Genomic DNA, 22,740 nt, shown 5'->3' with positions numbered 1-22,740 from the left:
TGTCCTTTTTAAAAATTCAGGCCGGGCGACAGCTTGGCCGGCAGTTCCAGTACGCTGTTTTCGATCGAGGCAACCGGGTAGGCGCAGTAATCGGCCGCGTAATAGGCGCTCGGACGGTGGTTGCCCGACTTGCCGATGCCGCCAAACGGCGCCGTGCTGGCCGCGCCCGTGGTGGGACGGTTCCAGTTGACGATGCCGGCGCGCGCGCGCGCCTGGAACGTTTGCCACAGGGCCGGATCGTCGGACAGCAGCGCCGCGGCCAAGCCGAATTCCGTGGCGTTGGCAACCTTCAGGGCCGCGTTGAAATCGGCCACGCGGACCACTTGCAGCAGCGGGCCGAACCACTCTTCGTCGGGAATGCCGACAGCACCAGTCACGTCAACGATGCCGGCCGTCACAAAGCCCGCCTCGGGATTCAACTGGCGCATCTGCAGCAAGGTGGTACCGCCCTTGGCGACCATGTCCGCCTGCGCCTGCACCAGGCGTTTTGCCACGGCACTCGATACCACCGGGCCCATGAACGGCTGCGGCTGGGCGTCGGAAGCGCCGATACCCAGTTTCGCGGCCACTTCCACCAGGCGCGCCACAAAGGCGGCGCCAAAAGCGTTATCCTGCACCACCAAGCGGCGCGCGCAGGTGCAGCGCTGGCCGGCCGAGACAAAGGCGGAGAAGATCGCGTGGTGTACGGCCGCGTCGACATCCTTGACGTCCCATACGACGAGGGCGTTGTTGCCGCCCATTTCCAGCGCCAGCATCTTGCCCGGCTGGCCGCCGAACTGGCGATGCAGGCTGATGCCCGTCTGGCACGAACCCGTAAACAATACGCCGTCAAGGTGTGGATTGGCGCCCAGCGCCACGCCCGTGTCGCGTCCGCCGTTGACGAGGTTGACGACGCCATTCGGCAAGCCCGCCTGCTGCCACAGCTGCACGGTTTTGATGGCCGTGCGCGGCGCATATTCGCTGGGTTTGAAGACGATGGTGTTACCGGCGATCAGGGCCGGCACGATGTGGCCGTTCGGCAGGTGGCCGGGGAAATTGTATGGTCCGAAGACGCCGAACACGCCATGCGGACGGTGGCGCAGCACGGCGTCGCCATCGGCGATCTTGCTTTGCGTGATACCCGTGCGCGCGTTGTACGACTGCACCGAGATATCGATCTTGTTGGCCATGGTGGCCACTTCCGTGCGCGACTCCCACAGCGGTTTGCCCACTTCTTCCGAGATCAGCAGCGCCAGCGCTTCCGCATGTTCCTTCAGCAGTTCGCGAAAGCGCACGCAGATGGCGATGCGCTCGTCGACGGGCGTGTCGGCCCACGCTTCGAAAGCGGCGCGCGCGGCCTGGCACGCCTGTTCGACTTCGTTCTCCGTCGCTTCCAGGCTGGCCCAGGTCTGCTTGCCGTTCGACGGATCGATGGTGGCCAGTTCACGGCCCGTGCCTGGCAGCCAGGCGCCGTTGATGAAGTTCGATGCTGCGGTAGATGGATTCAATACGTTAGACATGGGGATGCTTCCTCGGGTTGAGTGACAAGGTGCGCACGGTGTCGCCGTGATGGCAGCGCAGCAGATGCAGTTCATCGTCGTCGAGCGCGATCTTGCCGCTATGCGGATTGGCGCTGGTGACAATCATGCGGAAATCTTTCAGGTCGGTGTTCGACACCAGGTAAGGCTCGGCCTGAGCGGCATCGCCGCACACTTCCGGCGCAGCCGCGGCGTCGAGCACGGCCGGCATGCTGTCGCGCATGGCGCGCAGTTCGGAGACGCGCGCCTGCAGCACGGGGCCGGCGTCGAAAATGTCGACATAGCCCTCGAAGTGCAAGCCTTCCTGTTCCAGCAGGCGGCGCGCGGGCGCCGTGCTCAGATGCACCTTGCCGATGACTTCCTGCGCTTCGTCGGGCAGGTAGGCCACATACATGGGCTGGCGCGGCATCAGTTCGGCGATGAAGGATTTTTTACCCAGGCTCGTCAAGTCGTCGACGTGGTGGAAATCCATCTTGAAGAAGTGGCGGCCCAGGCCTTCATAAAACGGCGAACTGCCGTCCGGCGCCTGGTAGCCGCGCATTTCCGCGATCAGCTTTTCCGTGAACAGCTGCGGGAACTGGGCGATAAACAGGAAGCGGCTTTTCGACAGCAGCTTGCCGTTGTTGCCGCTGCGGTAATCGGGGTGCAGAAACAGCGAGCACAGTTCCGTGCTGCCCGTCAGGTCGTTCGACAGGTACAAGGTTTCCATGCGCGTAAACACATCGAGCTCGCGGCTGGAATGGACCAGGGTGCCGATGCGGTAGTTATAGAACGGTTCGTCCAGGCCCACGGCGCCCTTGATGGCGCACACGCCGGCCAGGCGGCCCGTGTCCGTATCCTCCATGACGAACATGTAGTCGCGCTTTTCGGGCGGAATGGTTTCGGCGAACGAGGCGCAGGCGATGGCCAGGCGGTCGCCCAGCATTTTCATGTCCGGCTTGAGGGTGGTCATGCCGGTGCCGACCTGGCTGGCCAGGCCGTACAGGGCATCGAGGTCATTGGCGTTGATGGCGCGTACTACTAGCATAAAATTGACTCCCTTAGATACGCACGCAAATGACGCTGTCGCCTTCGGCCACGGCCAGCGCCTCGAGCAGGTCCGCCGGCAAGCCGATGGTGTCCTGCGCTTCGAGCGCATCGCAGGCAAAGGTCACGGCGCGGAAATTTCGCTCGGCGCCGGAAGCGACCGCATAGTTGACTTTCATGCCCGTGCGGCTGGGCGTGACGCCTGCGACGACGCGGCGCGTGAGCGAACCCGTAAACGAGCGCAGCGCATGCTTGTGCGCCTGCAAAATCGGGCCGCCATCGAAGATGTCGATGTAGTCGTCCGCTTCAAAGCCTTCTTCCGTCAGCAGATTGAACGCCAGTTCGCCGCTCGGGTGGATCTGGCCCATGGCCGCCTGCGCGTCGCCGGGCAGCAGCGGCACGTACACGGGGTAGTGCGGCATCAGTTCGACGATCAGGGTGCGGTTGCGCGCACCGCCGATGACTTTTTCGGCATCGAGGAAATCCATCTGGAAGAACTTGCGGCCCAGCGCATCCCAGAACGGCGACTGGCCGTTGGCGTCCGTGATGCCGGCCAGCGGCACGAAGAAGCGGTCGCCGAAACGGTGCGGCGCCAGCACGGCGAACAGCAGCCGCGCGCGCGACAGCAGGGCCGCTTCCAGGCCCGCCTGCTCCATGTTGCGCACAAAGAAGCCGGACAGCTGCGAGTACGCCGTCAGCTCCGAACACAGGGTCAGCGCATGCACGCTGTGGCTGATGTTCAGGTCGCGCGAGACTTGCTGGATGACGTCGTTGCGGAAGGAAAAATAGGTACCGTTCGAGCCGGCCGAGGCGAAGATGGCGGCCGTACCGGCGATGCTCTTGTCGAGCAAGGATTCAAGCACGAAGAGATACGACTCTTCGCTGGGGATGTCGACATGGGCGGCAAACGAGGCGATGGAGCGCTCGACGGAGGCGGCGATTTTTTCGCGCGTCTTCGGCAGGGTATGGACACCCGGCATGGTTACCGCGGCCAGCGCTTCGAGGGCTGCAATATCCGCAATTTCTACCGGACGGACAACATACATGGGTACTCCTTCAATGCTGACAATGCTGGGGTAGAACCAAGCCGGCCCGCAGCAAAGCGGCGGGCCGGTGATCAAACAGGGAGCGGGGCTAGCTTCAGGCTTTCAGCATGCCGTCGATGGCGGCGCGCAGCAGACGGCCCGCTTCGGCGATCTGCTCGTCCGAGACGATCAGGGCCGGCGCCAGGCGCACCACGTCCATGCCGGCGATCAGCACCATCAAGCCTTGCGCTTCGGCCGCTTTCTGGATGTCTTTCGCGCGGCCCTTGAAGGCATCGCTGACGACCAGGCCCAGCAGCAAACCGCTGCCGCGCACGATGGAGAACACTTGCGGGTAATCCGTGATCAAGCCTTGCAGCATGGCGATGGTGTTGACGCTCGCTTCTTTCACGCGCGCCAGGAATGCCGGCGTGTTGATCGTGTCCAGCACGGTCAGGGCCACGGTGGCGGCCAGCGGGTTGCCGCCGTAGGTGGTGCCGTGGGTGCCGACGGCCAGCGTTTGCGCCAGCTCATTCGTGGTCAGCATGGCGCCGATCGGGTAGCCGTTGCCCAGGGCCTTGGCGGCCGTCAGGATGTCCGGCGTGACGCCGTAGCCCATGTAGGCGAACAAGGCGCCAGTGCGGCCCATGCCGCTCTGGACTTCGTCGAAAATCAAGAGGGCGCCCGTCTTGTCGCACAGGGCGCGCAGCTCCTTGAGGAACTCCGGATTGCCCGGCACCACGCCGCCTTCGCCTTGTACCGGCTCGACGATCACGGCGCACACGTCATCGCCGATGGCGGCGCGCGCCGCTTCGATGTCGTTGTAGGCAATGTGGTCGATCGATGGCGGCAGCGGCTCGAAGCCTTCCGTGTACTTGGCCTGGCCGCCGACGGACACCGTAAACAGGGTGCGGCCGTGGAAGGAGCTGAAGCACGAGATGATGCGCGACTTGTGCGCGCCAAACTTGGTGTGTGCGTACTTGCGCGCCAGTTTCAGGGCCGCTTCATTGGCTTCCGCGCCCGAGTTGCAGAAGAAGGCGCGGTCGGCGAAGGTCGCTTCCGTCAGGGCCAGCGCCAGGCGCAGGACAGGCTCGTTGGTGTAGCCGTTGCCCAAATGCCACAAGTTGTTGATTTGCTTGGTCAGCACGTCAACCAGGGCCGGATGGCAGTGACCGAGGCTGTTGACGGCGATGCCGGAGGTGAAATCGAGGTAATGCTTGCCTGACTGGTCCCACAGATCCAGTCCGGAACCGCGCACGGGCACCATGGCTGCAGGGGCGTAGGTAGGAACGAGGACCTGGTCAAAGGTTTCCCGGGTGACTGGACGAGCCGTTACGGTCGAATCAAGCTTGGCATTCATAGCATTTCCCCATCAATATGTTAGGTACTCCGCAGCTACGACAGCTACGTGTGTACTGCATTATAAAAAGCGGGATGCTAAAACTCTTTTGAATCTGCGACAAGGATTTTCACAATTCATCACAGCCGGGCTTGCCTTCATCACACAGGGGGCATGAGCTTGCGCTGCCGTTCTTCGCGCGGGGTATTGCCAAACAGGGTGCCAAAGGCCGTGGAAAAGTGCGAGCCGGAGGAAAAGCCGCACATCAGGCCTACTTGCACAATGGAATAATGTGTATCGAGCAACAGTTGCCGTGAGCGCTGCAGCCGCAGCTCCAGGTAGTAGCGCGACGGCAGGCTGCCCAGGTATTGCTTGAACAGACGCTCGAGCTGGCGCCGCGACAGGCCCACCAGGCTGGCGATGTCGTCGGTCGACAGCGGTTCCTCGATATTGGCTTCCATCAAGGTCACCGCCTCGGAAAGCTTGGGCTGCAGCACGCCGAAACGCGCCTGCAGGGCCACCCTCTGGCGCTCTTCCTTGCCGCGCACCTTGTCCACGCACAGCGCTTCCTTGACGAGCGCCTGCACGTCGGCGCCAAAGATGGTTTCGATCAGGGTCAGCGAAAAGTCGATGCTGGCCGCGCCGCCGCAGCAGGTGATGTGCGGGCCGTCGATGTCGAACAGGTGCGGCGTCAGGATGGCCCGTTCGGCCTTCGCTTCCGCATCGGCGTACAGGGCCCAGGGCAAGGCGATGCGCACGCCATCCATCACGCCCGCGTCGGCCAGCCACAGCACGGCCGCACCCACGCCGCCCCAGAACGGCGCCGAACGGCAGCGCTCGATCACGGCCCGGCACAGCTCGGCGCGCAGCGGCGCTTGCGTCTCGTCGGCCACCAGCAGCGCGATATGCCAGTTGCCGCCCTGCGCGGCCACCTGTTCCGGCGTGCGCACGTCCAGTTGCAGGGCCTCCGGCCCCAGCGCCCGCGCGCACAGGCGCAGCGGCTGCACCAGGCCGGCCCAGGTGATCGACTCGGCGTCGCCGGCATGGACCAGCAGCAAACGCAGCGGTTTGTCGAGGCCGATACGGGAAAGATTAGCGAAGGACATCGGCGAGGCGGACCAAAGGCAAGGGCTGAGTTGCCCACATGATACCGGACTTCCGCCCCGTCGCGCCCCTCATGCAAGGGCACATCCTGGCGCGGCGGAAAAAAGCGGAGCGGAAGGATATAATCCCCCCCATGGGTGAACGATATTTAAAAAGTATCCGGCTGCTGGCCGAATGCATGCAAGGCTTCGAGCGGTTTTCTAGCGACTTCGTGCGCCAGTACGGCTTGACGCATGCGCAATTCGACATCATTGCCACGCTCGGCAACACCCCCGGCATGTCCTACAAGGAACTGGGCCAGAAAACCCTGATTACCAAGGGTACTTTGACGGGCGTGGTGGACCGGCTGGAACAAAAGGGGCTGGTGATACGCGAACGTTGTCCACGCGACAAGCGTTCCTATTACGTGCGCCTGAGCTGCGAGGGCGAGCAAGTGTTTCAGGACGTGTTCCCCAAGCTGACAAAGCAGGGCCAGCGTCTGTTCGACGGCTATACCGAAGATGATTTCATGCGGTTGGAAACGACGCTGGCAGGATTGAAGCACGCCATTGCCAACGGCCACGGCTGACCATACACCAAGCACAGACATTCAAACAAGACAAAGGAAACCAAGTTGAAAACCTCACTGCTCGAAGGCAAAAAGCCTGCTCATTTCGATAAACACATCATCGGCAACCTGCTGCTCAACGCCAGCACGCCGGAACTGGTACGCCAGGAAAAACTGATCATCGGCGTGCGCAACGAAGACGGCGAAATCTACCGCCTGATCGGCGCCACCAAGCACAACAGCTTCATGAACGCCGTCGAGGAACTGTTCGACCTGGGCTTGACCGATGAGCTGGAAGACAGCGACGAACTCGTCGAAGGCTGCGACGCAATCTTTAGTGAGTCGCTGTAATAGCGCTGAACAGGACCTGCTGCGCGGTGCGCTTTGCGGCCGGCGATGCTCACCGTACTAAAGTACGGTTGCGCTTCTCGGCCCAAAATCCCATCCGCTCGCAATGGTCCTGTCCAGCGCTGTGACGATCGCTGTCGTTAAAAAGGCATGTCACGATTCGGCATGCCTTTTTCCGTTTACAGGGCTTTGCTTGCCTTTTGCTAAGCTGTTTGCGAAAAGATCATGGCTAAAAAGTTCCGCACGGAAATATTGCGAGTATAATTTTTTCAATGAACAGACTCGACGCCTTTAAAAGCATCGCCGCACAAGCCGCTCGTGGCGAGCTGACCTTTCCTGCCAATGTGGACGCTTCGCTCAAGCTGCAAGAGGCGCTGGCCGATCCCGACTGCCATATCGAGGCCGCCGCCAAGCTGGTGCAGGCAGATCCGCTGCTGGCCGCGCGCACGGTGGCCATCGCCAATTCCGTGGCGTTCAACCGTTCCGGCAATGAAATCACCAGCGTGCGCAATGCCGTGCAGCGGCTAGGCGTGCGTACCCTGCAGTCGGTGGTGGCATCGCTGATCGTGCGCCAGCTGGGCAGCACCATCACCGATCCCGTGCTGCAGGCGAAGGCCAACCAGCTGTGGGAGCATACGGCCCACGTGGCGGCCCTGTCGCAGGTACTGGCCCGCCGCGTCACCAAGGTGGACCCCGATACGGCCCTGTTTGCCGGCATCATGCATGAAGTGGGCGGCTTTTATCTGCTGTCGCGCGCGGCCGAATTCCCCGGCATCCTCGACGGCGAACCGGAAGACTGGGTCGAACATGGCGAACAGGCCATCGGCCACGGCGTCCTGGCCAAACTGAAGGTGCCGGAAGCGGTCAGGGGCGCCATCGATGCGCTGTGGGAAGGCTTGCGCGCCATCCCGCCCGAATCGCTGGGCGACACCCTGCTGCTGGCAAATGACCTGGCGCCCGTCTCGTCACCGCTCAACGAAAGCCCGGCCGCCATCGCCGTGCGGGCGGCCCGCGCCGCGCGCAGCATCGATTGCCTGATCGGCGACGATGCAACCTTGTCGAGCATCATGGAAGAATCGGACGATGAAGTGCAATCGCTGCTCAAAGTGCTCGTGCACTAGCCTGCCGGCTTCTTGACGACCGGCGGCGGTGCCGCCGGCTTGAGCGTATCGACGATCAGCACATGCTTGTCCATGGCCTGCGTTCCCTGCTTCTGCTCGACAACTTGCATGGCCACCGCTTTTGTACTCAACAGGGGTTTCGGATGGCGTGGCATGAACATGGCGTACCTGCTGGAAATGGGATGTGCCCCATCTGTGCAGCGATTATCAATTTATCAAGCCGCTATTCAAAAAAAAACCCGCTCGAAAGCGGGTAAAGTCCAAAGCTAGGGATGTCCTGAAAGAGACAGCCCTATCTTATGCGGTGCGCCGCGCCGGCTCCGTGCGCTGGCTCACTTAGCGCGCAGATTATCCCGGCAACAGTTCCACGTCCGTTTCCTGCCAGGCGCGCAGTTGGCGCACGCGGGCAAACCACGCCTGGATGTGCTGGTACTGTGCCAGCGGCAGCCGCACGGCCTCGCTGTACATCAGCGGCGCGGCCACGGCGAACTCGGCCAGGCTCAAGGCATCGCCGCAGAGCCAGTCACGCCGCGCCAGATGCGCGTCCAGCACCACGGCGCAGGCATGCAGTTCGTGCTCGCCGCGCGCCTCTTCCAGCGGGTCCGCGGGACCATTGCCCGTCATGCCTTTCCAGGCGCGTTCCCAGGCCAGCACGCTGATGGCGGGCGCGAAGTGCTGCGCGGCCCAGAACAGCCAGCGGTTGACGTCGGCGCGCGCTTGCGGCGCCTGCGGATAAATCGTCTGGCCCGGCACCTGCTCGGCCAGGTATTGCATGATGGCGCACGATTCCCACAGCAGAAAATCGCCATCGGCCAGCACGGGCACTTTGCCGTTCGGGTTCAGTTCCACCAGGCGGCGGCGGTCGTCCGCATTCATCAAGTCGACTTCGGCCAGCTCCAGAGGCAGGCCGAGGTGGATCGCCGTCATCAGGGCACGGCGGGCATTCGAAGACATGGGGTGGTGGTACAAGCGCATGATAGATGGCTCCGGTGAGTGAAGAAGCCACCATCGTAGTCGCCGTCACTGACAGTTTTTGTCAGGAGCGGATATCAGGATTCCGGGTCAATCTCGTGCGCTTTGCGCCAGGCATCAAGCAGCACATGGCGCCGCGTGGGATAGCGCTCCGCATGCTGCCGCACGTCGGCGATGCGGTCGATGCGGAAATGCCGGTAATCGCCGCGCAGTTCGCACCAGGCGGCCAGCAGGCGCTTGCCTTCGAAAAAAGCCAGGGCGAACGGCCACACCGTGCGCGAGGTGGCGCTGCCGTGCTCATCCTGATAGGCGAGCGTGAGCTTCTGTTCGTAGCGGATCGCCTCGCGCACGGGCTGCACGTAACGGTCGGCCGGCTGCGTGCCATCGGCGGGACGCCCCAGCGGCACCCACAAGCTGGTCTCGGCCATGCTGTCGCGCAAGTCGCGCGGCGAGGCGGCCGCGATCTTGGCCAGGGCATTGCTGGCCGCCTGCGCCAGGCCCGCATCGCCCTGGCGGCGCACCCAGCGCGCGCCCAGCACCAGCGCCTCCAGCTCGTCGGCGCCAAACATCAGTGGCGGCAAGAAGGCGCCGCGGCGCAGCACATAGCCGATGCCGGCCTCGCCCTGCAGGGGCGCGCCCAACTCGGCCAGGGTCTGGATATCGCGGTAAATCGTGCGCTCGGAAACGCCGAGCTGCTGCGCCAGCTGGGCCGCCGTAACGGGCACGCGCCTGGCGCGCATGGCGTCCATCAGCAGGAACAAACGGCCGCTGCGGCTCATGGACAAGCCTGCAAAGCCTGGTCGCCCATGACGAGGGCCGACAGGGCCGGCACATACAGATAGCCGTCGGGCAGCAGGCGCGCCGCGCGCGTCCCCTCCTCCACGCCGGCGATGCCATAGCAGCGCCGCAGGCGGGCGGCGGTTGGCCACCAGTAGACGGCCGCCTCCTGGTCGGGAAAGCGCTGGCGCACGCTATCGGCCTGCGCCGCCACCTGCCGGAAGTCGCGGTAAAAGGCGGGGGCGATACCCAGCTCCGCGGCAAACGCCGCTTCCTGCGCCGCCGTCTCTGCCAACCGGGCCGCCAGCGCCGCCGTTTCACCGTTCAGATCCTCGGCCGCCACGCCAGCCTCGGCCAGGGTGCGGCGCATCTGTGCCGGGCTCGCCTGCGCGCGCAGGAACGCCGATTCCTGCAGCGCCAGCACGGCATCGGCCGGAATGCGCTTGTGCCGCGCGGCCGGGAAGACATACAGGGCGCAGCTGCCCGCGCACAGCGTGTCGATGGCGAGACGCCATTGCTGCTGGCGCAGATAGCGGCCCAGCTGCATCGCCGCCTGCGGATCGCCTGCGTCGCTATTGACGCGCAACAGCACGGTGCCCGGCGCGGCCAGCAGCCGCAGCTTGTCCACGTCGCCCTCGGCAATCGGGCCGCGCATGGCGATGCTGCCGGCATCGACACGGCTGAAATCGGCGGCGTCGGCCAGCGCCGTCACGCCCGCCATCATGCCCATCAATAAAATACGCTTCATCATCATCCGTTACAAAAAAAAACGACCACCGCAAACGGTGATCGTTCTTCATTCGACCTGCAAAAAGCCCTGCGCTTACACCACGGCGCCGTCGGTTTCGTCTTTTTCCTTGACCGGCTTGATCAAGTCTTCGCGCTTGACGCCCAGCCACATGGCGATCGAGGCCGCGACGAACACGGACGAATAAATACCGAAGCAGATACCGATGGTCAGCGCCAGTGCGAAGTGGTGCAGGGTCTGGCCGCCGAAGACCAGCATCGACAGCACCATCATCTGGGTCGAGCCGTGGGTGATGATGGTACGCGAAATGGTGCTGGTGATCGCGTTGTCGATCACTTCATGCACGGAAGCCTTGCGCTGCTTGCGGAAGTTTTCGCGGATACGGTCAAAGATCACCACCGATTCGTTGACGGAATAACCGAGCACCGCCAGGATCGCCGCCAGCACCGTCAGCGAGAATTCCCATTCGAAGAAAGCGAAGAAGCCCAGGATGATCACCACGTCATGCAAGTTGGCGATAATGGCCGAGACAGCGTATTTCCATTCGAAGCGGATGGCCAGGTAGATCATCACGCCGATAATCACCACCACCAGCGCGTTCAAGCCGTTCTGCGCCAGTTCCTCGCCCACTTGCGGGCCGACGAATTCAACCTTCTGCAGTACCACCGCTTCATTGCCGGCGGTGTCCATGCAGGCGCTCTTGAGCACATGTTCGCCCTTTTCGGTGACGGTGTCGATGGCCTTGGTCGCGCCCTGCTCGGCCTTGCACAGCGATTCGAACACGCGCTGCGAGGTGTTCGCGGCGCTGACGCCATTTTCCACCGGCAGGCGGATCATCACGTCGCGCGCCGTATCGAAGCTGGTCACGCCCGGCTCTTCGTAGCCCATGGCGATCAGGGTGCCGCGTATGCCTTCAAGATTGGCCGCCTTGGGGTATTTCACCTCCATCAAGGTGCCGCCCTTGAATTCGACGGACAGGTGCAAGCCCTTGTGCACCAGGAAGAAGACGGCGGCAAGGAAGGTCACGGCCGAAATCACGTTGAAAATCAACGCATGGCGCATGAAGGGAATATCTTTTTTGATCCGGAAAAATTCCATGAAATCCTCTGAGTTCTATTCTGTGCGTCCGGCGGCTGTGCCACCGGACGCGATCGCTGTTGACGCTATTGGGTGAGTCGGGGCCGTCGCTTATTTGCTGGCGCCCGGCACCCACACCGTACCGATCGACAAGGTCGTCAGCTTTTTCTTGCGGCCATACCAGAGGTTGACCACGCCGCGCGAGACAAACACGGAGGAGAACATCGAGGTCAGAATACCCAGGCAATGCACAACAGCGAAGCCGCGCACAGGACCGCTGCCGAAGGCCAGCAGCGCCAGGCCGACGATCAGGGTCGTCACGTTCGAATCGAGAATCGTGGCCCAGGCGCGGTCGAAGCCGGCGGCGATCGCCGCTTGCGGCGTATTGCCGGCGCGCAGCTCTTCACGGATACGTTCATTGATCAGCACGTTGGCGTCAATCGCCATACCCAGCGCCAGCGCGATAGCGGCGATACCGGGCAAGGTCAACGTCACCTGGATCATCGACAGCAAGCCGACCAGCAACAGCAGGTTGGTGGCCAGGGCCAGCACGCTGAAGGCGCCGAACAGCATGTAGTAGGCGATCATGAAAACGGCGATGGCGATGAAGCCGTACAGGGTCGAGTGGAAACCCTTGGCGATGTTTTCCGCGCCCAGCTGCGGTCCGATCGTACGTTCTTCAATGACGGTCATCGGTGCCGACAGGGCGCCCGAGCGCAGCAGCAGCGCCAGTTCGTTCGCGTTTTCCGCGCCGCCCATGCCGGTGATCTGGAAGCGCGAACCGAGTTCCTGCTGGATGGTGGCGACCGACAGCACTTCCGGCTTGCCTTTTTCAAACAGCACGATGGCCATGCGCTTGCCCACGCGTTCACGCGTCGCTTCGCGCATCTTGCGGCCGCCGTCGCCGTTCAGGTCGATCGATACGGCCGCTTGCTGGTTCTGGTCAAAGCTGGCCGTGGCGCTGGAGATATAGTCGCCCGTCAGGATCACGTCTTTCGCCAGTACGACAGGTACGCCCTTGCCGACGGTGAACAGTTCCGAGTTGAACGGAATGGCGCTCGACAGTTCGGTGCCGGGGACGATGGACTCATCGACCAGGCGCACTTCGAGGGTCGCCGTGCGGCCGATGATGGCTTTCGCGCGGGCCACGTCCTGCACGCCAGGCAATTGCACCACGATGCGGTCAGGGCCTTGCTGCTGGATCAGCGGCTCGGCAACGCCCAGCTCGTTGACGCGCTTGGACAGGGTGGAGATATTCTGTTTCACGCCTTCATCAATGGTTGCCTTCAGGGCAGCCGGCTTCAGGGTGATGTTCAGTTTCAAATCGCTGCCTTCGCCCGCATCGGCGAACGCCAGTTCCGTCATCTGGTCGGACAGGACATTTTTAGCTTTCACGCGCGTTTCCGCGTCGCGGAAGTTGATCTGGACGCTGTCGCCCACGCGCTCGATGCCGGCGTGGCGGATATTCTTGTCGCGCAACACGCTACGCGCGGCGGACTGGACGCCCTGGACTTTCTTGTTCAGTACGGCTTTCGCATCGACCTGCATCAGGAAGTGCACGCCGCCGCGCAAGTCCAGGCCCAGGAACATGGGCAAGGCATGCAATTTCTGCATCCACAATGGGGTATTGGCTTGCAGATTGACCGTCACGATGTAGGCGGGATCGCTGGCATCGGTGTTCAGGTCTTTTTCCAGCACCAGTTTCGCCTTGAACTGGGTATCGGGATCGGCGAAACGCACGCGCACGGAGGCGAGGTTGCCGGCGCCATCCATGGTGACACCTTCCGACTTGACGTTCTCTTTCGTCAATATTTGCTCGACTTGCGTCATCAGCTCGCCCGTCACTTTGACGGTCGACTTGCCGCTGGTTACTTGCAGCGCCGGTGACTCACCGAAATAGTTGGGCGCCGTATAGAGTGCGCCCAGCAATAAGGCGACGACGATGATGATGTATTTCCAGGCAGGATAGCGATTCATATTGATTCAGCGTTCAGTGTTGAGCGTCGGAGGCGTCGCGAGGGGCGGCGGGTAGCCGCCCCGTTCAATCATTGCTTTGGCAATGACAGCGAGGAATTACAGCGCCTTCAGGGTGCCTTTAGGCAGCAAGGTGGTGATGGAGCTCTTTTGCACCGTGATTTCGGTGCCGGTCGCCACTTCGATGGTGACGTAAGCGTCCACTACCTTGACAACACGGCCCAGCATGCCGCCGGCGGTGACGACTTCGTCACCCTTGGCCAGCGCGTCCATCATCGCCCGTTGTTCTTTGGCGCGTTTTTGCTGTGGGCGGATCATCAGGAAATACATGACCACGAACATCAATACCAGCGGCAAGAAGCTGGTCAGGTTGCCGCCGAGGCCCAGGGCGTCGGTTGGGGCTTGCGCATAAGCGTTGGAAATGAAAAACACGGTGACTCCAGTTCTAATCAGTTTGAAAAAATAGCGCTGTATTCTAGCATTGGCAATCCGCCAAGCCTCCAATTGCAGGCATGGCAGCTTCAAATGGGGCTAAAAAGGCATTATGCAATGCTTTATCGCCCCAGTCCAAGCACCAATACACAAAACTTCCGGCCATGCTGCGGCCAGGGCGCCAGATAAGGTTTTCTTAAGTTCCGCGTGCGCGTTCCGCGTGGAATTGCAGCGTAAACGCGTGGAAACGGTCTTCGTCCAGCGCTTCGCGCATCTGGCGCATCAGGTCCAGGTAGTAATGCAGGTTGTGGATGGTATTTAAACGCGCGCCGAGGATTTCCTTGGAGCGGTGCAAATGGTGCAGGTAGGCGCGCGAGAAGTTGCGGCAGGCGTAGCAGCTGCAGGTCTCGTCGAGCGGCGCCTGGTCTTCCTTGTACTTGGCGTTCTTGATCTTGATGTCGCCAAAACGGGTGAACAGCCAGCCATTGCGGGCGTTACGCGTCGGCATGACGCAGTCGAACATGTCGATGCCGTTCGACACGCCCGCCACCAGATCTTCCGGCGTGCCCACGCCCATCAGGTAATGGGGCTTGTTGGCCGGCAGGCGCGGACCCACGTGGGCCAGCATGCGCATCATGTCTTCCTTCGGCTCGCCGACGGACAGGCCGCCGATGGCGATGCCGGGGAAGTCGATCTCTTCGAGCTTGGCCAGCGACTCGTCGCGCAGCATTTCGAACATGCCGCCCTGCACGATGCCGAACAGCGCATTCGGGTTTTCACCGCGGTGGAACTCGTCCTTCGAGCGCTGCGCCCAGCGCAAGGACATGCGCATGGACTTGGCCGCTTCCTCGATCGTGGCCGGGCGGCCCTGGATCTCGTACGGCGTGCATTCGTCGAACTGCATGACGATGTCGGAATTCAAGACGCGCTGCACCTGCATCGACACTTCCGGCGAGAGGAACAGTTTATCGCCGTTGATGGGCGAATTGAAATGCACGCCCTCTTCCGTGATCTTGCGCATGGCGCCCAGCGAAAACACCTGGAAGCCGCCCGAATCCGTCAAAATCGGCTTGTTCCAGCCCATGAAACCGTGCAAGCCGCCGAATTTTTCCATGACGGTGTTACCTGGACGCAACCACAGGTGAAATGTATTGCCCAGGATGATCTGCGCGTCGATCTCCTTGAGTTCCAGCGGCGACATGGCTTTCACGGAGCCGTAAGTGCCCACTGGCATGAAGATCGGCGTCTGCACGACACCATGGTTGAGTTTCAAGGTGCCGCGGCGTGCCTTGGTCAGGCCGCTCGTGTCGGTCTTGAGTAATGTAAATTCCAGCATGTCAGTCTTTCACGGGAGTATCAAGGTTCAGCACAGCGCGCGATTGCGTGGTGAGCAGCATCGCGTCGCCATAGCTGAAGAAACGGTAATTCTGCGCAATCGCATGCGCGTAGGCGCTGCGGATCGGCGCATAGCCAGCAAAGGCCGACACCAGCATCAGCAGCGTCGACTTCGGCAAATGGAAGTTGGTGATCAAACGCGTCACCGTTTTAAACGCATAGCCGGGCGTGATGAACAGGGCCGTGTCGGCACTGCCCGCCACCAGCTGGCCGCTTTGCGAGGCCGATTCCAGCGCGCGCAGGCTGGTCGTGCCGACGGCGACCACGTCGCGCCCGGCCAGCTGCGCGGCACGCACGGCGTCGACGGTTTCCTGCGGCATGGTGTACCACTCGGTATGCATCTTGTGTTCGGCCAGCACTTCCGTGCGCACGGGCTGGAAGGTGCCAGCGCCCACGTGCAGGGTCACATAGGCGAAGTTGACGCCCTTGGCCTTCAATTGATCGAGCAGGGCCTGGTCGAAATGCAGGCCGGCCGTCGGCGCGGCGACAGCGCCGGGCACCTTGTTGAACACGGTCTGGTAGCGCGTCTCGTCGAATTCGTCCGCATCGTGTTCGATGTACGGCGGCAGCGGCAGCCGGCCATGCGCCTCGATCAGCTCGAACACGTCGGCCTCGAAGTGCAGGGTAAAGAATTCGCCGGCGCGCTGGCCGACCGTCACATCAAAGGCGTCGGCCAGGCGGATGCGGCAACCGGGCGGCGGCGACTTCGACGCGCGTACCTGGGCCAGCACGGTGCGGTCATCGAGCACGCGCTCGACCAGTGCCTCGATCTTGCCGCCGCTTTCCTTGACGCCAAAGAAGCGCGCCTTGAGTACGCGCGTATCGTTCATCACCAGCAGGTCGCCCGCCTGCAACAGCCCGACGATGTCGGCGAACTGGCGGTCGACCAGAGCGTCGCCGTCCAGATGCAACAGGCGCGAGGCGCTGCGCTCGGCCAATGGAGTTTGCGCAATGTTTTCTTGCGGCAAATTAAAATCGAAATCGGAAAGCGAATACATGCGTTTTGCTTCAAAAGTACGTCAAAAATGATTAGGAGTGCGCAATGGAACATCTGGCACTATACTGTGCGCCTATACAGGCATTACAATAATCCGCCGCAACAATTTACGACTGCGGTACGCACAGGGTGTGCCGGACAACCCTCTATTTTACGCTAGCGGCACAAAAATCTCCGATATGTCCGAACCCAAGCCCGATCTTCCACCCGCAGCCAAGCCGGCCACCAAGCCGAAAGCCGTCAAAAAAGTGGTCAGCACGGAAAGCCGGCTGGCCAAACTGGGCTTGCGCACGGACATGGACCTGGTGCTGCACCTGCCGATGCGCTACGAGGACGAAACCAAGGTCTACACGATACGCGACGCCTGCCTGCGCGGCGGCGAGTCGTGGCAGGTCGAGGGTGTCGTCACCAAATGCGAAGTCAATTTCAAGCCGCGCAAGCAGCTGCTGGTGACGATCGCCGACGAAACGGGCAATTTGCTGCTGCGCTTCATGAATTTCTACGGCAGCCAGGTCAAGCAGCTGGCCGAAGGCACGCGCGTGCGCGCGCGCGCCGAACTCAAACACGGCTTTTTCGGCGCCGAGATGGTGCACCCGACGTATAAGGTGGTCAACGAGGGCGCGCCCCTGCCCACGGCGCTCACGCCCGTGTATCCGTCCGGCGAAGGCCTGTCGCAGCACGTGCTGCGGCGCGAAATCGCCGACGCCATGCGCCGCATCGACTGGCAGGACACCTTGCCTGACGATTTGTTGCGCCAGATGCAGCTGTCGCCATTCCGCGCCGCCGTGCACCTGCTGCACTATCCGCCGCAGGACATCGATGAAAGCGCGCTGATGGACCGCTCGCACCCGGCCTGGGTGCGCATGAAGTTCGATGAACTGCTGGCGCAGCAGCTGTCGCTGAAACGCGCCCAGCGCGCGCGCCGCTCGAAGGGCGCCGCATCGCTACCCATCGTCGGCAATTTGTCGAACGCTTTCGGCGCCGCCCTGCCCTTCAAGCTGACGGGCGCACAGGCGCGCGTGCTCGAGGAAATCCGCGCCGACCTGCGCCAGCCGTATCCGATGCAGCGCCTGTTGCAGGGCGACGTCGGCAGCGGCAAGACGGTCGTCGCCGCCCTGTCGGCCACGCAGGCGATCGACAGCGGCTACCAGGCCGCGCTGATGGCGCCCACGGAGATCCTGGCCGAGCAGCACTTCCGCAAGATCGCCGCCTGGATGGAGCCGCTGGGCGTGAAGGTGGCGTGGCTGACGGGCAGCCTGAAGAAAAAGGAAAAGACGGCCGCGCTGGCCCTGATCGAATCGGGCGAAGCGCAGCTGGTGATCGGCACGCATGCGCTGATCCAGGATAACGTGCTGTTTGCCAAACTGGGCCTGGTGATCGTCGACGAGCAGCACCGCTTCGGCGTGGGCCAGCGCCTGACCCTGCGCAACAAGGGCGACAGCGCGGCCGTGCCGCACCAGTTGATGATGTCGGCCACGCCCATCCCGCGCACCCTGGCCATGACGTATTACGCCGACCTGGAAGTGTCGGTGATCGACGAACTGCCACCGGGCCGCAGCCCCATCGTCACGCGCGCCATCGACCAGAACCGGCGCGACGAAGTTATCGCCCGCGTGTATGCGGCCGCACTGGAAGGCCGGCAGGTGTACTGGGTCTGCCCGCTGATCGAGGAATCGGAAGCGCTGCAGCTGCAGACGGCCACCGACACCTACATGATGCTGGCCGAAGCCCTGCCCGCGCTGCAAGTGGGCCTCGTGCACGGCCGCTTGAAACCGGCGGAAAAGCAGGAAGTGATGGACGCTTTCATCGCCGGCCATATCCACGTGCTGGTAGCCACCACCGTCATCGAGGTGGGCGTCGACGTGCCGAACGCCTCGCTGATGGTGATCGAGCACGCCGAGCGCTTCGGCCTGTCTCAGCTGCACCAGCTGCGCGGGCGCGTGGGCCGCGGCTCGGCGGCCAGCGTCTGCCTGCTGCTGTATCAGGGCCCCCTGGGCGGCGTGGCGCGCCAGCGTTTGATGACCATGCGCGAAACGACGGACGGTTTTGAAATCGCCCGCCGCGACCTGGAAATCCGCGGCCCCGGGGAGTTTCTTGGCGCGCGCCAGTCCGGCCAGGCCATGCTGCGCTTCGCCGACCTGGAAACGGATCAATGGCTGGTGGACCAGGCCCGCGACGTGGCGCACGATCTGCTGCACGCCACCACGGCCACCGCCGCAGCCACCGTGGAAGCGCACCTGGCGCGCTGGCTGGGTGGGAAAGAGGAATTTTTGAAGGTGTAGGTCTTACATTGCATGTCGGATTACGCGCTTTGCGCTAATCCGACCTACTCATGACGCAAACGGTAGGTCGGATTAGCGTAGCGTAATCCGACAACATTGTTGACCCCGCCTACTCCCGCCCAACACCCGCCACATCCACACCATCGCCGCCCCAATCCGCGGCACACCATCCCTGCTTTACATACCGGTGAAAACTGGAATACGGCCAATCGATGGCTTTGCTCACAAGAGCATGCTTGACGGGGTTGTAATGGATGTAATCGACATGCTTGGCGAAGTCGCGCTCATCGCGCAAGACATGCTCCCAATACCGCTGCTGCCAGACATTTTCAAGATCGCAGCGCTTGCTGAACCACGTCTTGATCAAGCGCCAGCGCGTCATGAAATCGGCATCGCCTTCAGACAGGGTCCAGATGCAGTGCAGGTGATCGGGCAGGATGACGATAGCGTCGATAGCGAATGGCCGTTGATGGCGCACGGCGCTGAATGCGTCACGCAGCAAGTCCACAGCTGTTGCCGAAGAAAAAATGGGGCGGCGATGAGCCGTCACCACCGTGAAGAAAAAACTGCCGCCTGGCTGGGATGCGCGTCGGTATCGCATGGTTTCAAGGTGTTGCCGGATTACGGCCTTCGGCCTAAGCGCCGTTGGTATTGTTTATTTTCGGGTGGTGTCGGATTACGGCCTTCGGCCTAAGCGCCGTTGGTATTGTTTATTTTCGGGTGGTGTCGGATTACGGCCTTCGGCCTAAGCGCCGTTGGTATTGTTTATTTTCGGGTGTTGTCGGATTACGGCCTTCGGCCTAATCCGACCTACGCGATATGCGTGGCGGCAGGCCGGGTAGGTCGGATTAGCGTAGCGTAATCCGACTTTTCGCAAACTACATTGCGCCCGCGCAGCCTACATGCACATCCAGAAGCGGTTCGCCAGGTCCAGCATGAAGTCGGGCCGCAGATAGGCGAGGAAGACGATGGCCAGCAGCGCGGCGCCAGCCAGGCGCCACAGCCATGTACGCCAGTTGGCCATTACGCGGCCACCGCCACGCGCTTGACGGCGCGCTCGTCGATGGGCAGGTTGATCAGCGCGGCCAGCAGACCCAGGCCGATGGTGATCATCCACACGATGTGGTAACTGCCCTGGTGCTCGTACAGATAGCCGCCCAGCCACGCACCGAGGAAACTGCCCACCTGGTGCGAGAAGAACACCATCCCGGCCAGCATCGATAGATGCTTCACGCCGAAAATGCCGGCGATGATGCCGTTCGTCAGCGGCACGGTCGACAGCCACAGCACGCCCATGCCGGCGGCGAACAGATACACGGACCATGCCGACAATGGCGCCAGCAGGAACGCGGTGATGACCACGGCGCGCGTCACGTAGATGGCAGACAGCAGGTAGCGCTTGGCGATCTTGCCGCCGAGTTTGCCCGCGTAGTAGGAGCCGACGATGTTGAACAGGCCGATCAGGGCCAGCGCCGTGACGGCGACGTTCGGGTTCATCAGGCCCTGGTCCTTGAGGTAGGCCGGCAAGTGCACGCCGATGAAGACCAGCTGGAAACCGCAGACAAAATACCCGGCCAGCAGCAGCCAGAACGAGCGGCTGGCGATGGCTTCGCTGAAGGCGGCGCCCACGCTTTGCTGCGGGCCGCTGGCGTGCGAGACAGGCGGCTCACGCAGGTAGAAGGCCATCGGGATCATCGCCAGCAGCACCAGCGCGGCCAGCACATAAAAGGCGTTTTGCCAGCCCACGGCGGAGATCAGCTGCTGCTCCACGGGCATCATGAGGAACTGGCCGAACGAGCCGGCCGCCGACGAGATGCCGAAAGCCCACGAACGCTGCTCGGGCGGCGCGCTGCGGCCGATGATGCCGCTGATGGCGCCAAAGGCCGTGCAGGCCAGCGCCAGGCCGATGAAAATGCCGGAACCGACGATGAACAGAGTGGGCTGCGTCACGAGCGCCATCCACACGAGGCCCGTCATGTAGCTGATGGCGCCGACGATGACGACGCGCATGGTGCCGAAACGGTCGGCCGCCATGCCGGCGAACGGGCCGAAGACGCCCCACATCAGGTTTTGCATGGCCAGCGCCAGCGAATACGTTTCGCGCGTCCAGCCATTCGCTTGCGAAATCGGCTGCATCCAGAAGCCCAGGCCGTGGCGCACGCCCATCGCCAGCGTCAGGACGACGCCGCTGGCGATGAGGACAGTTTTCAGGCTGGGACGGGATGAGTGCAATGTCATGGGGTTCCTGTTCACGCCTGGTCGGCTTGGTAGACGAGGCCGATCTGGCCGCGCATGGTGTCGAGGTTGCGCATCAGCGCCACGCTGTCGGCATGCGGCATGAGGGGGCTTTCCAGCAAGCCGGCGCGGATGCAGCGCATCGCCTCGATGGCTTCATGCGCATAGCCATTGCCCAGGTGGGGCGCGGCGACGACGCGGCGTTCGCCATCCACCGTCTCGACGATCAGGTGGTCGGGCTTGTAAAACCGGCTGGGCAGGCGGATGCGTCCCAGGCTGCCGGAAATGGTCATTTCCGTCGGCGTTTGCGCGCGCAGGCTGCAGGCGCAGGACGAGGTGCCGCCGCCAGCGTGCAGCAGCGAGAACGCGACCTGTTCATCGACGCCGGTGGCGCCCATCTCGGCCAGCGCCTGCACCTGCGATACGGGGCCGAGGAAGAAGGCCGCCATCGACAACGGATAAATGCCCACGTCGAGCAATGCGCCGCCGCCCAGCTGCGGATTGAACATGCGGTGCTCGGGCGGGAAGTTGGCGACAAAGCCGATATCGGCCTGCACTTGTTGCAGCACGCCGATTTCGCCGCTGGCGATGATGCGTTGCGCTTCCTGCACGGCGGGCAGGAAACGGCTCCACATGGCCTCCATCAAAAACAGCTTTTTCTCGCGCGTCATGTCAACCACGGCCTGCGCTTCGCGCGCATTCATGGTGAACGGTTTTTCGCATACGACGTGCTTGCCGGCGGCCAGGCACAGCAAGGCATTTTCCGCATGCAGGGTGTGCGGTGTGGCGATGTAGATCACGTCAACGCCGGGGTCCATGGCCAGCGCCTGGTAGGAACCGTGGCAATGTTCGATGCCGAATTCGGCACCAAAGGCCTGCGCACCGGCGCTGCTGCGCGAGGCGACCGCCACCAGTTGCGCGCCGGGCGCATCGCGCAAGCCATTGGCCATCGCGCGGGCGATCTTGCCGGTGCCGAGGATGCCCCAGCGGACGGTGTTTTCCATGCTATTGATCTCTTTCTGCGCCAGCCACCTTGCGCTTCGGGCGGAACACCGCCGCGTCATTGTAAAAATCGTCGTCCTGGCCTTCGCACCAGCCGGGCAAACCGAGCACCGGCAGCGGCGTGAAGTCCGCCGTGGTGAGGCCTTGCTGCGCCAGGTCTTGCGCCACCCGCTCGTCGAGCCAGGCGCGGCGTGCCGCATCGTCCAGGGTGAAATAGGCGTCGCCGGCGAAGATCACGCGCGTGTGCGCCGTGATGGCCTTGCGCGGCGCCACCAGTTTTTCCATCAGCGCGTGGCCAAACAGCCAGACATCGGCATCGCCGCCCGCGCCAAATTTCTCGCGCTGCGCAATGAACGCGCCGCGCCAGTCGTGCCCGCGCAAGGCCGCGTCCAGCGCGCGCCCCGCGTCGCCATCACGCAGCACCAGCAAGGCGGAATTTTCGTCAAAAATCGTCGCGCCATCGCGCGCGGGACCACGCGATTTGCCCACGCCCGACAGCGCGATCTGCGCCGCCTGCAGCGCATTCAATTGGCGCTTGATGCGGGGGAAGGTGAGCCACACGAGCGCGTTGAAAAAATCGTGCAGATTGTCGCGCGTGGGCACGCCGCCCGTCGCGCCGATGAACTCTTCATAGGCCACGCCTTCGGGCAGGTCCGCTTGCGGCACGAAGGCCAGCGGCAGGCCCGATGGATTGCGCAAGTCCAGCGCCCGCGCCCGTCCATTGAGCGCGGCAATCACCGTGTCGCGCTGCAGGTCCAGCTGCCGTCGCGCCGGCAGCACCGTGGCAAACCAGGGGCGGGTCCAGTCTATCGATGGCAGCATGAA

General features: G+C 62.9%; 23 protein-coding genes. 4 read left to right on the top strand and 19 right to left on the bottom strand.

Translation table 11 applies throughout. The annotated features are described in order from the left end of the window. Positions 1-8: 8 nt before the first annotated feature. The 5 genes from astD to IGS55_RS23935 all read right to left on the bottom strand — a co-directional run bounded on the left by astD (position 9) and on the right by IGS55_RS23935 (position 6,010). Positions 9-1,499 (bottom strand): succinylglutamate-semialdehyde dehydrogenase, encoded by a 1,491-nt coding sequence (gene astD, locus IGS55_RS23955; RefSeq protein ID WP_230518254.1) that lies wholly within the window; start codon positions 1,497-1,499, stop codon positions 9-11. Beyond that, positions 1,492-2,544, bottom strand: a complete 1,053-nt coding sequence (gene astA, locus IGS55_RS23950) for an arginine N-succinyltransferase (RefSeq protein WP_230518255.1) — start codon at positions 2,542-2,544, stop codon at positions 1,492-1,494. Before astA ends, astD begins: the two co-directional genes overlap by 8 nt. Positions 2,545-2,557: 13 nt before the next feature. Continuing rightward, positions 2,558-3,589 (bottom strand): arginine N-succinyltransferase, encoded by a 1,032-nt coding sequence (locus IGS55_RS23945; RefSeq protein ID WP_230518256.1) that lies wholly within the window; start codon positions 3,587-3,589, stop codon positions 2,558-2,560. A gap of 94 nt (positions 3,590-3,683) precedes the next feature. Beyond that, positions 3,684-4,925, bottom strand: coding sequence for an acetylornithine/succinylornithine family transaminase (gene astC, locus IGS55_RS23940; RefSeq protein ID WP_070220673.1), 1,242 nt, complete (start codon positions 4,923-4,925; stop codon positions 3,684-3,686). Between the two features lie 140 nt (positions 4,926-5,065). Next, positions 5,066-6,010: a GlxA family transcriptional regulator gene (locus tag IGS55_RS23935; protein ID WP_058051011.1), complete on the bottom strand. Its 945-nt coding sequence runs from the start codon at positions 6,008-6,010 to the stop codon at positions 5,066-5,068. A gap of 131 nt (positions 6,011-6,141) precedes the next feature. Between IGS55_RS23935 and IGS55_RS23930 the strand changes: the two genes are divergently transcribed. From IGS55_RS23930 to IGS55_RS23920, 3 genes are all read left to right on the top strand, one after another. Then, the gene (locus IGS55_RS23930) at positions 6,142-6,576 is read left to right on the top strand and encodes a MarR family transcriptional regulator (protein WP_181877996.1); all 435 of its coding nucleotides are present in this window, start codon (positions 6,142-6,144) and stop codon (positions 6,574-6,576) included. 45 nt (positions 6,577-6,621) lie between these two features. Continuing rightward, positions 6,622-6,906 (top strand): hypothetical protein, encoded by a 285-nt coding sequence (locus IGS55_RS23925; RefSeq protein WP_034778933.1) that lies wholly within the window; start codon positions 6,622-6,624, stop codon positions 6,904-6,906. Positions 6,907-7,175: 269 nt separating this feature from the next. Further along, positions 7,176-8,024 (top strand): HDOD domain-containing protein, encoded by an 849-nt coding sequence (locus tag IGS55_RS23920; RefSeq protein WP_034745523.1) that lies wholly within the window; start codon positions 7,176-7,178, stop codon positions 8,022-8,024. On the opposite strand, the gene IGS55_RS23915 is transcribed toward IGS55_RS23920, so the two are convergent. The 9 genes from IGS55_RS23915 to queA all read right to left on the bottom strand — a co-directional run bounded on the left by IGS55_RS23915 (position 8,021) and on the right by queA (position 16,397). Beyond that, positions 8,021-8,185 carry a hypothetical protein gene (locus IGS55_RS23915; RefSeq protein WP_230518257.1) on the bottom strand — a complete coding sequence of 55 codons (165 nt, stop codon included), beginning with the start codon at positions 8,183-8,185 and terminating at the stop codon, positions 8,021-8,023. The two genes, IGS55_RS23920 and IGS55_RS23915, sit on opposite strands and share 4 nt — an antisense overlap. Positions 8,186-8,372: 187 nt before the next feature. Then, complete coding sequence (locus IGS55_RS23910) at positions 8,373-8,999, bottom strand: glutathione S-transferase family protein (protein WP_268991988.1); 627 nt, start codon at positions 8,997-8,999, stop codon at positions 8,373-8,375. 74 nt (positions 9,000-9,073) lie between these two features. Then, complete coding sequence (locus IGS55_RS23905; protein ID WP_230518259.1) at positions 9,074-9,775, bottom strand: helix-turn-helix transcriptional regulator; 702 nt, start codon at positions 9,773-9,775, stop codon at positions 9,074-9,076. Further along, positions 9,772-10,521: a hypothetical protein gene (locus tag IGS55_RS23900; protein WP_230518260.1), complete on the bottom strand. Its 750-nt coding sequence runs from the start codon at positions 10,519-10,521 to the stop codon at positions 9,772-9,774. Before IGS55_RS23900 ends, IGS55_RS23905 begins: the two co-directional genes overlap by 4 nt. Before the next feature lie 75 nt (positions 10,522-10,596). Continuing rightward, positions 10,597-11,619 (bottom strand): protein translocase subunit SecF, encoded by a 1,023-nt coding sequence (secF, locus tag IGS55_RS23895; protein WP_230518261.1) that lies wholly within the window; start codon positions 11,617-11,619, stop codon positions 10,597-10,599. A 90-nt stretch (positions 11,620-11,709) separates the two neighbouring features. Further along, positions 11,710-13,575 carry a protein translocase subunit SecD gene (gene secD, locus IGS55_RS23890; protein WP_230518262.1) on the bottom strand — a complete coding sequence of 622 codons (1,866 nt, stop codon included), beginning with the start codon at positions 13,573-13,575 and terminating at the stop codon, positions 11,710-11,712. A 96-nt stretch (positions 13,576-13,671) separates the two neighbouring features. Then, on the bottom strand, positions 13,672-14,004 hold the full coding sequence (yajC, locus tag IGS55_RS23885) for a preprotein translocase subunit YajC (protein ID WP_034745505.1): 333 nt from the start codon (positions 14,002-14,004) through the stop codon (positions 13,672-13,674). A gap of 196 nt (positions 14,005-14,200) precedes the next feature. Further along, positions 14,201-15,340, bottom strand: coding sequence for a tRNA guanosine(34) transglycosylase Tgt (gene tgt, locus IGS55_RS23880; RefSeq protein ID WP_230518263.1), 1,140 nt, complete (start codon positions 15,338-15,340; stop codon positions 14,201-14,203). Position 15,341: 1 nt separating this feature from the next. Then, entirely contained in the window at positions 15,342-16,397 is a 1,056-nt protein-coding gene (gene queA, locus IGS55_RS23875) for a tRNA preQ1(34) S-adenosylmethionine ribosyltransferase-isomerase QueA (protein ID WP_230518264.1), read from the bottom strand. A 178-nt stretch (positions 16,398-16,575) separates the two neighbouring features. Here queA and recG point away from each other — a divergent pair, with 178 nt between their 5' ends. Beyond that, a complete protein-coding gene (recG, locus tag IGS55_RS23870) occupies positions 16,576-18,678 on the top strand; it encodes an ATP-dependent DNA helicase RecG (protein ID WP_230518265.1) in 2,103 nt (700 codons plus the stop codon). Positions 18,679-18,787: 109 nt separating this feature from the next. On the opposite strand, the gene IGS55_RS23865 is transcribed toward recG, so the two are convergent. The 5 genes from IGS55_RS23865 to IGS55_RS23850 all read right to left on the bottom strand — a co-directional run bounded on the left by IGS55_RS23865 (position 18,788) and on the right by IGS55_RS23850 (position 22,737). Next, positions 18,788-19,279, bottom strand: a complete 492-nt coding sequence (locus IGS55_RS23865) for an REP-associated tyrosine transposase (RefSeq protein WP_230518266.1) — start codon at positions 19,277-19,279, stop codon at positions 18,788-18,790. 297 nt (positions 19,280-19,576) lie between these two features. Further along, on the bottom strand, positions 19,577-19,702 hold the full coding sequence (locus tag IGS55_RS27920; RefSeq protein ID WP_268991989.1) for a hypothetical protein: 126 nt from the start codon (positions 19,700-19,702) through the stop codon (positions 19,577-19,579). Further along, positions 19,702-20,916 (bottom strand): MFS transporter, encoded by a 1,215-nt coding sequence (locus IGS55_RS23860; RefSeq protein ID WP_230518267.1) that lies wholly within the window; start codon positions 20,914-20,916, stop codon positions 19,702-19,704. The genes IGS55_RS27920 and IGS55_RS23860 overlap by 1 nt, the downstream gene beginning before the upstream one ends. Before the next feature lie 11 nt (positions 20,917-20,927). Continuing rightward, positions 20,928-21,917, bottom strand: a complete 990-nt coding sequence (locus tag IGS55_RS23855) for a Gfo/Idh/MocA family protein (RefSeq protein ID WP_230518268.1) — start codon at positions 21,915-21,917, stop codon at positions 20,928-20,930. 1 nt (position 21,918) lies between these two features. After that, on the bottom strand, positions 21,919-22,737 hold the full coding sequence (locus IGS55_RS23850; protein ID WP_230518269.1) for a DUF3025 domain-containing protein: 819 nt from the start codon (positions 22,735-22,737) through the stop codon (positions 21,919-21,921). Positions 22,738-22,740: the final 3 nt, after the last annotated feature.

This window comes from Janthinobacterium sp. EB271-G4-3-2, from assembly GCF_020858035.1.
Classification (GTDB): domain Bacteria; phylum Pseudomonadota; class Gammaproteobacteria; order Burkholderiales; family Burkholderiaceae_D; genus Janthinobacterium; species Janthinobacterium aestuarii.
This window is presented reverse-complemented; position numbering and strand designations above follow the sequence as displayed.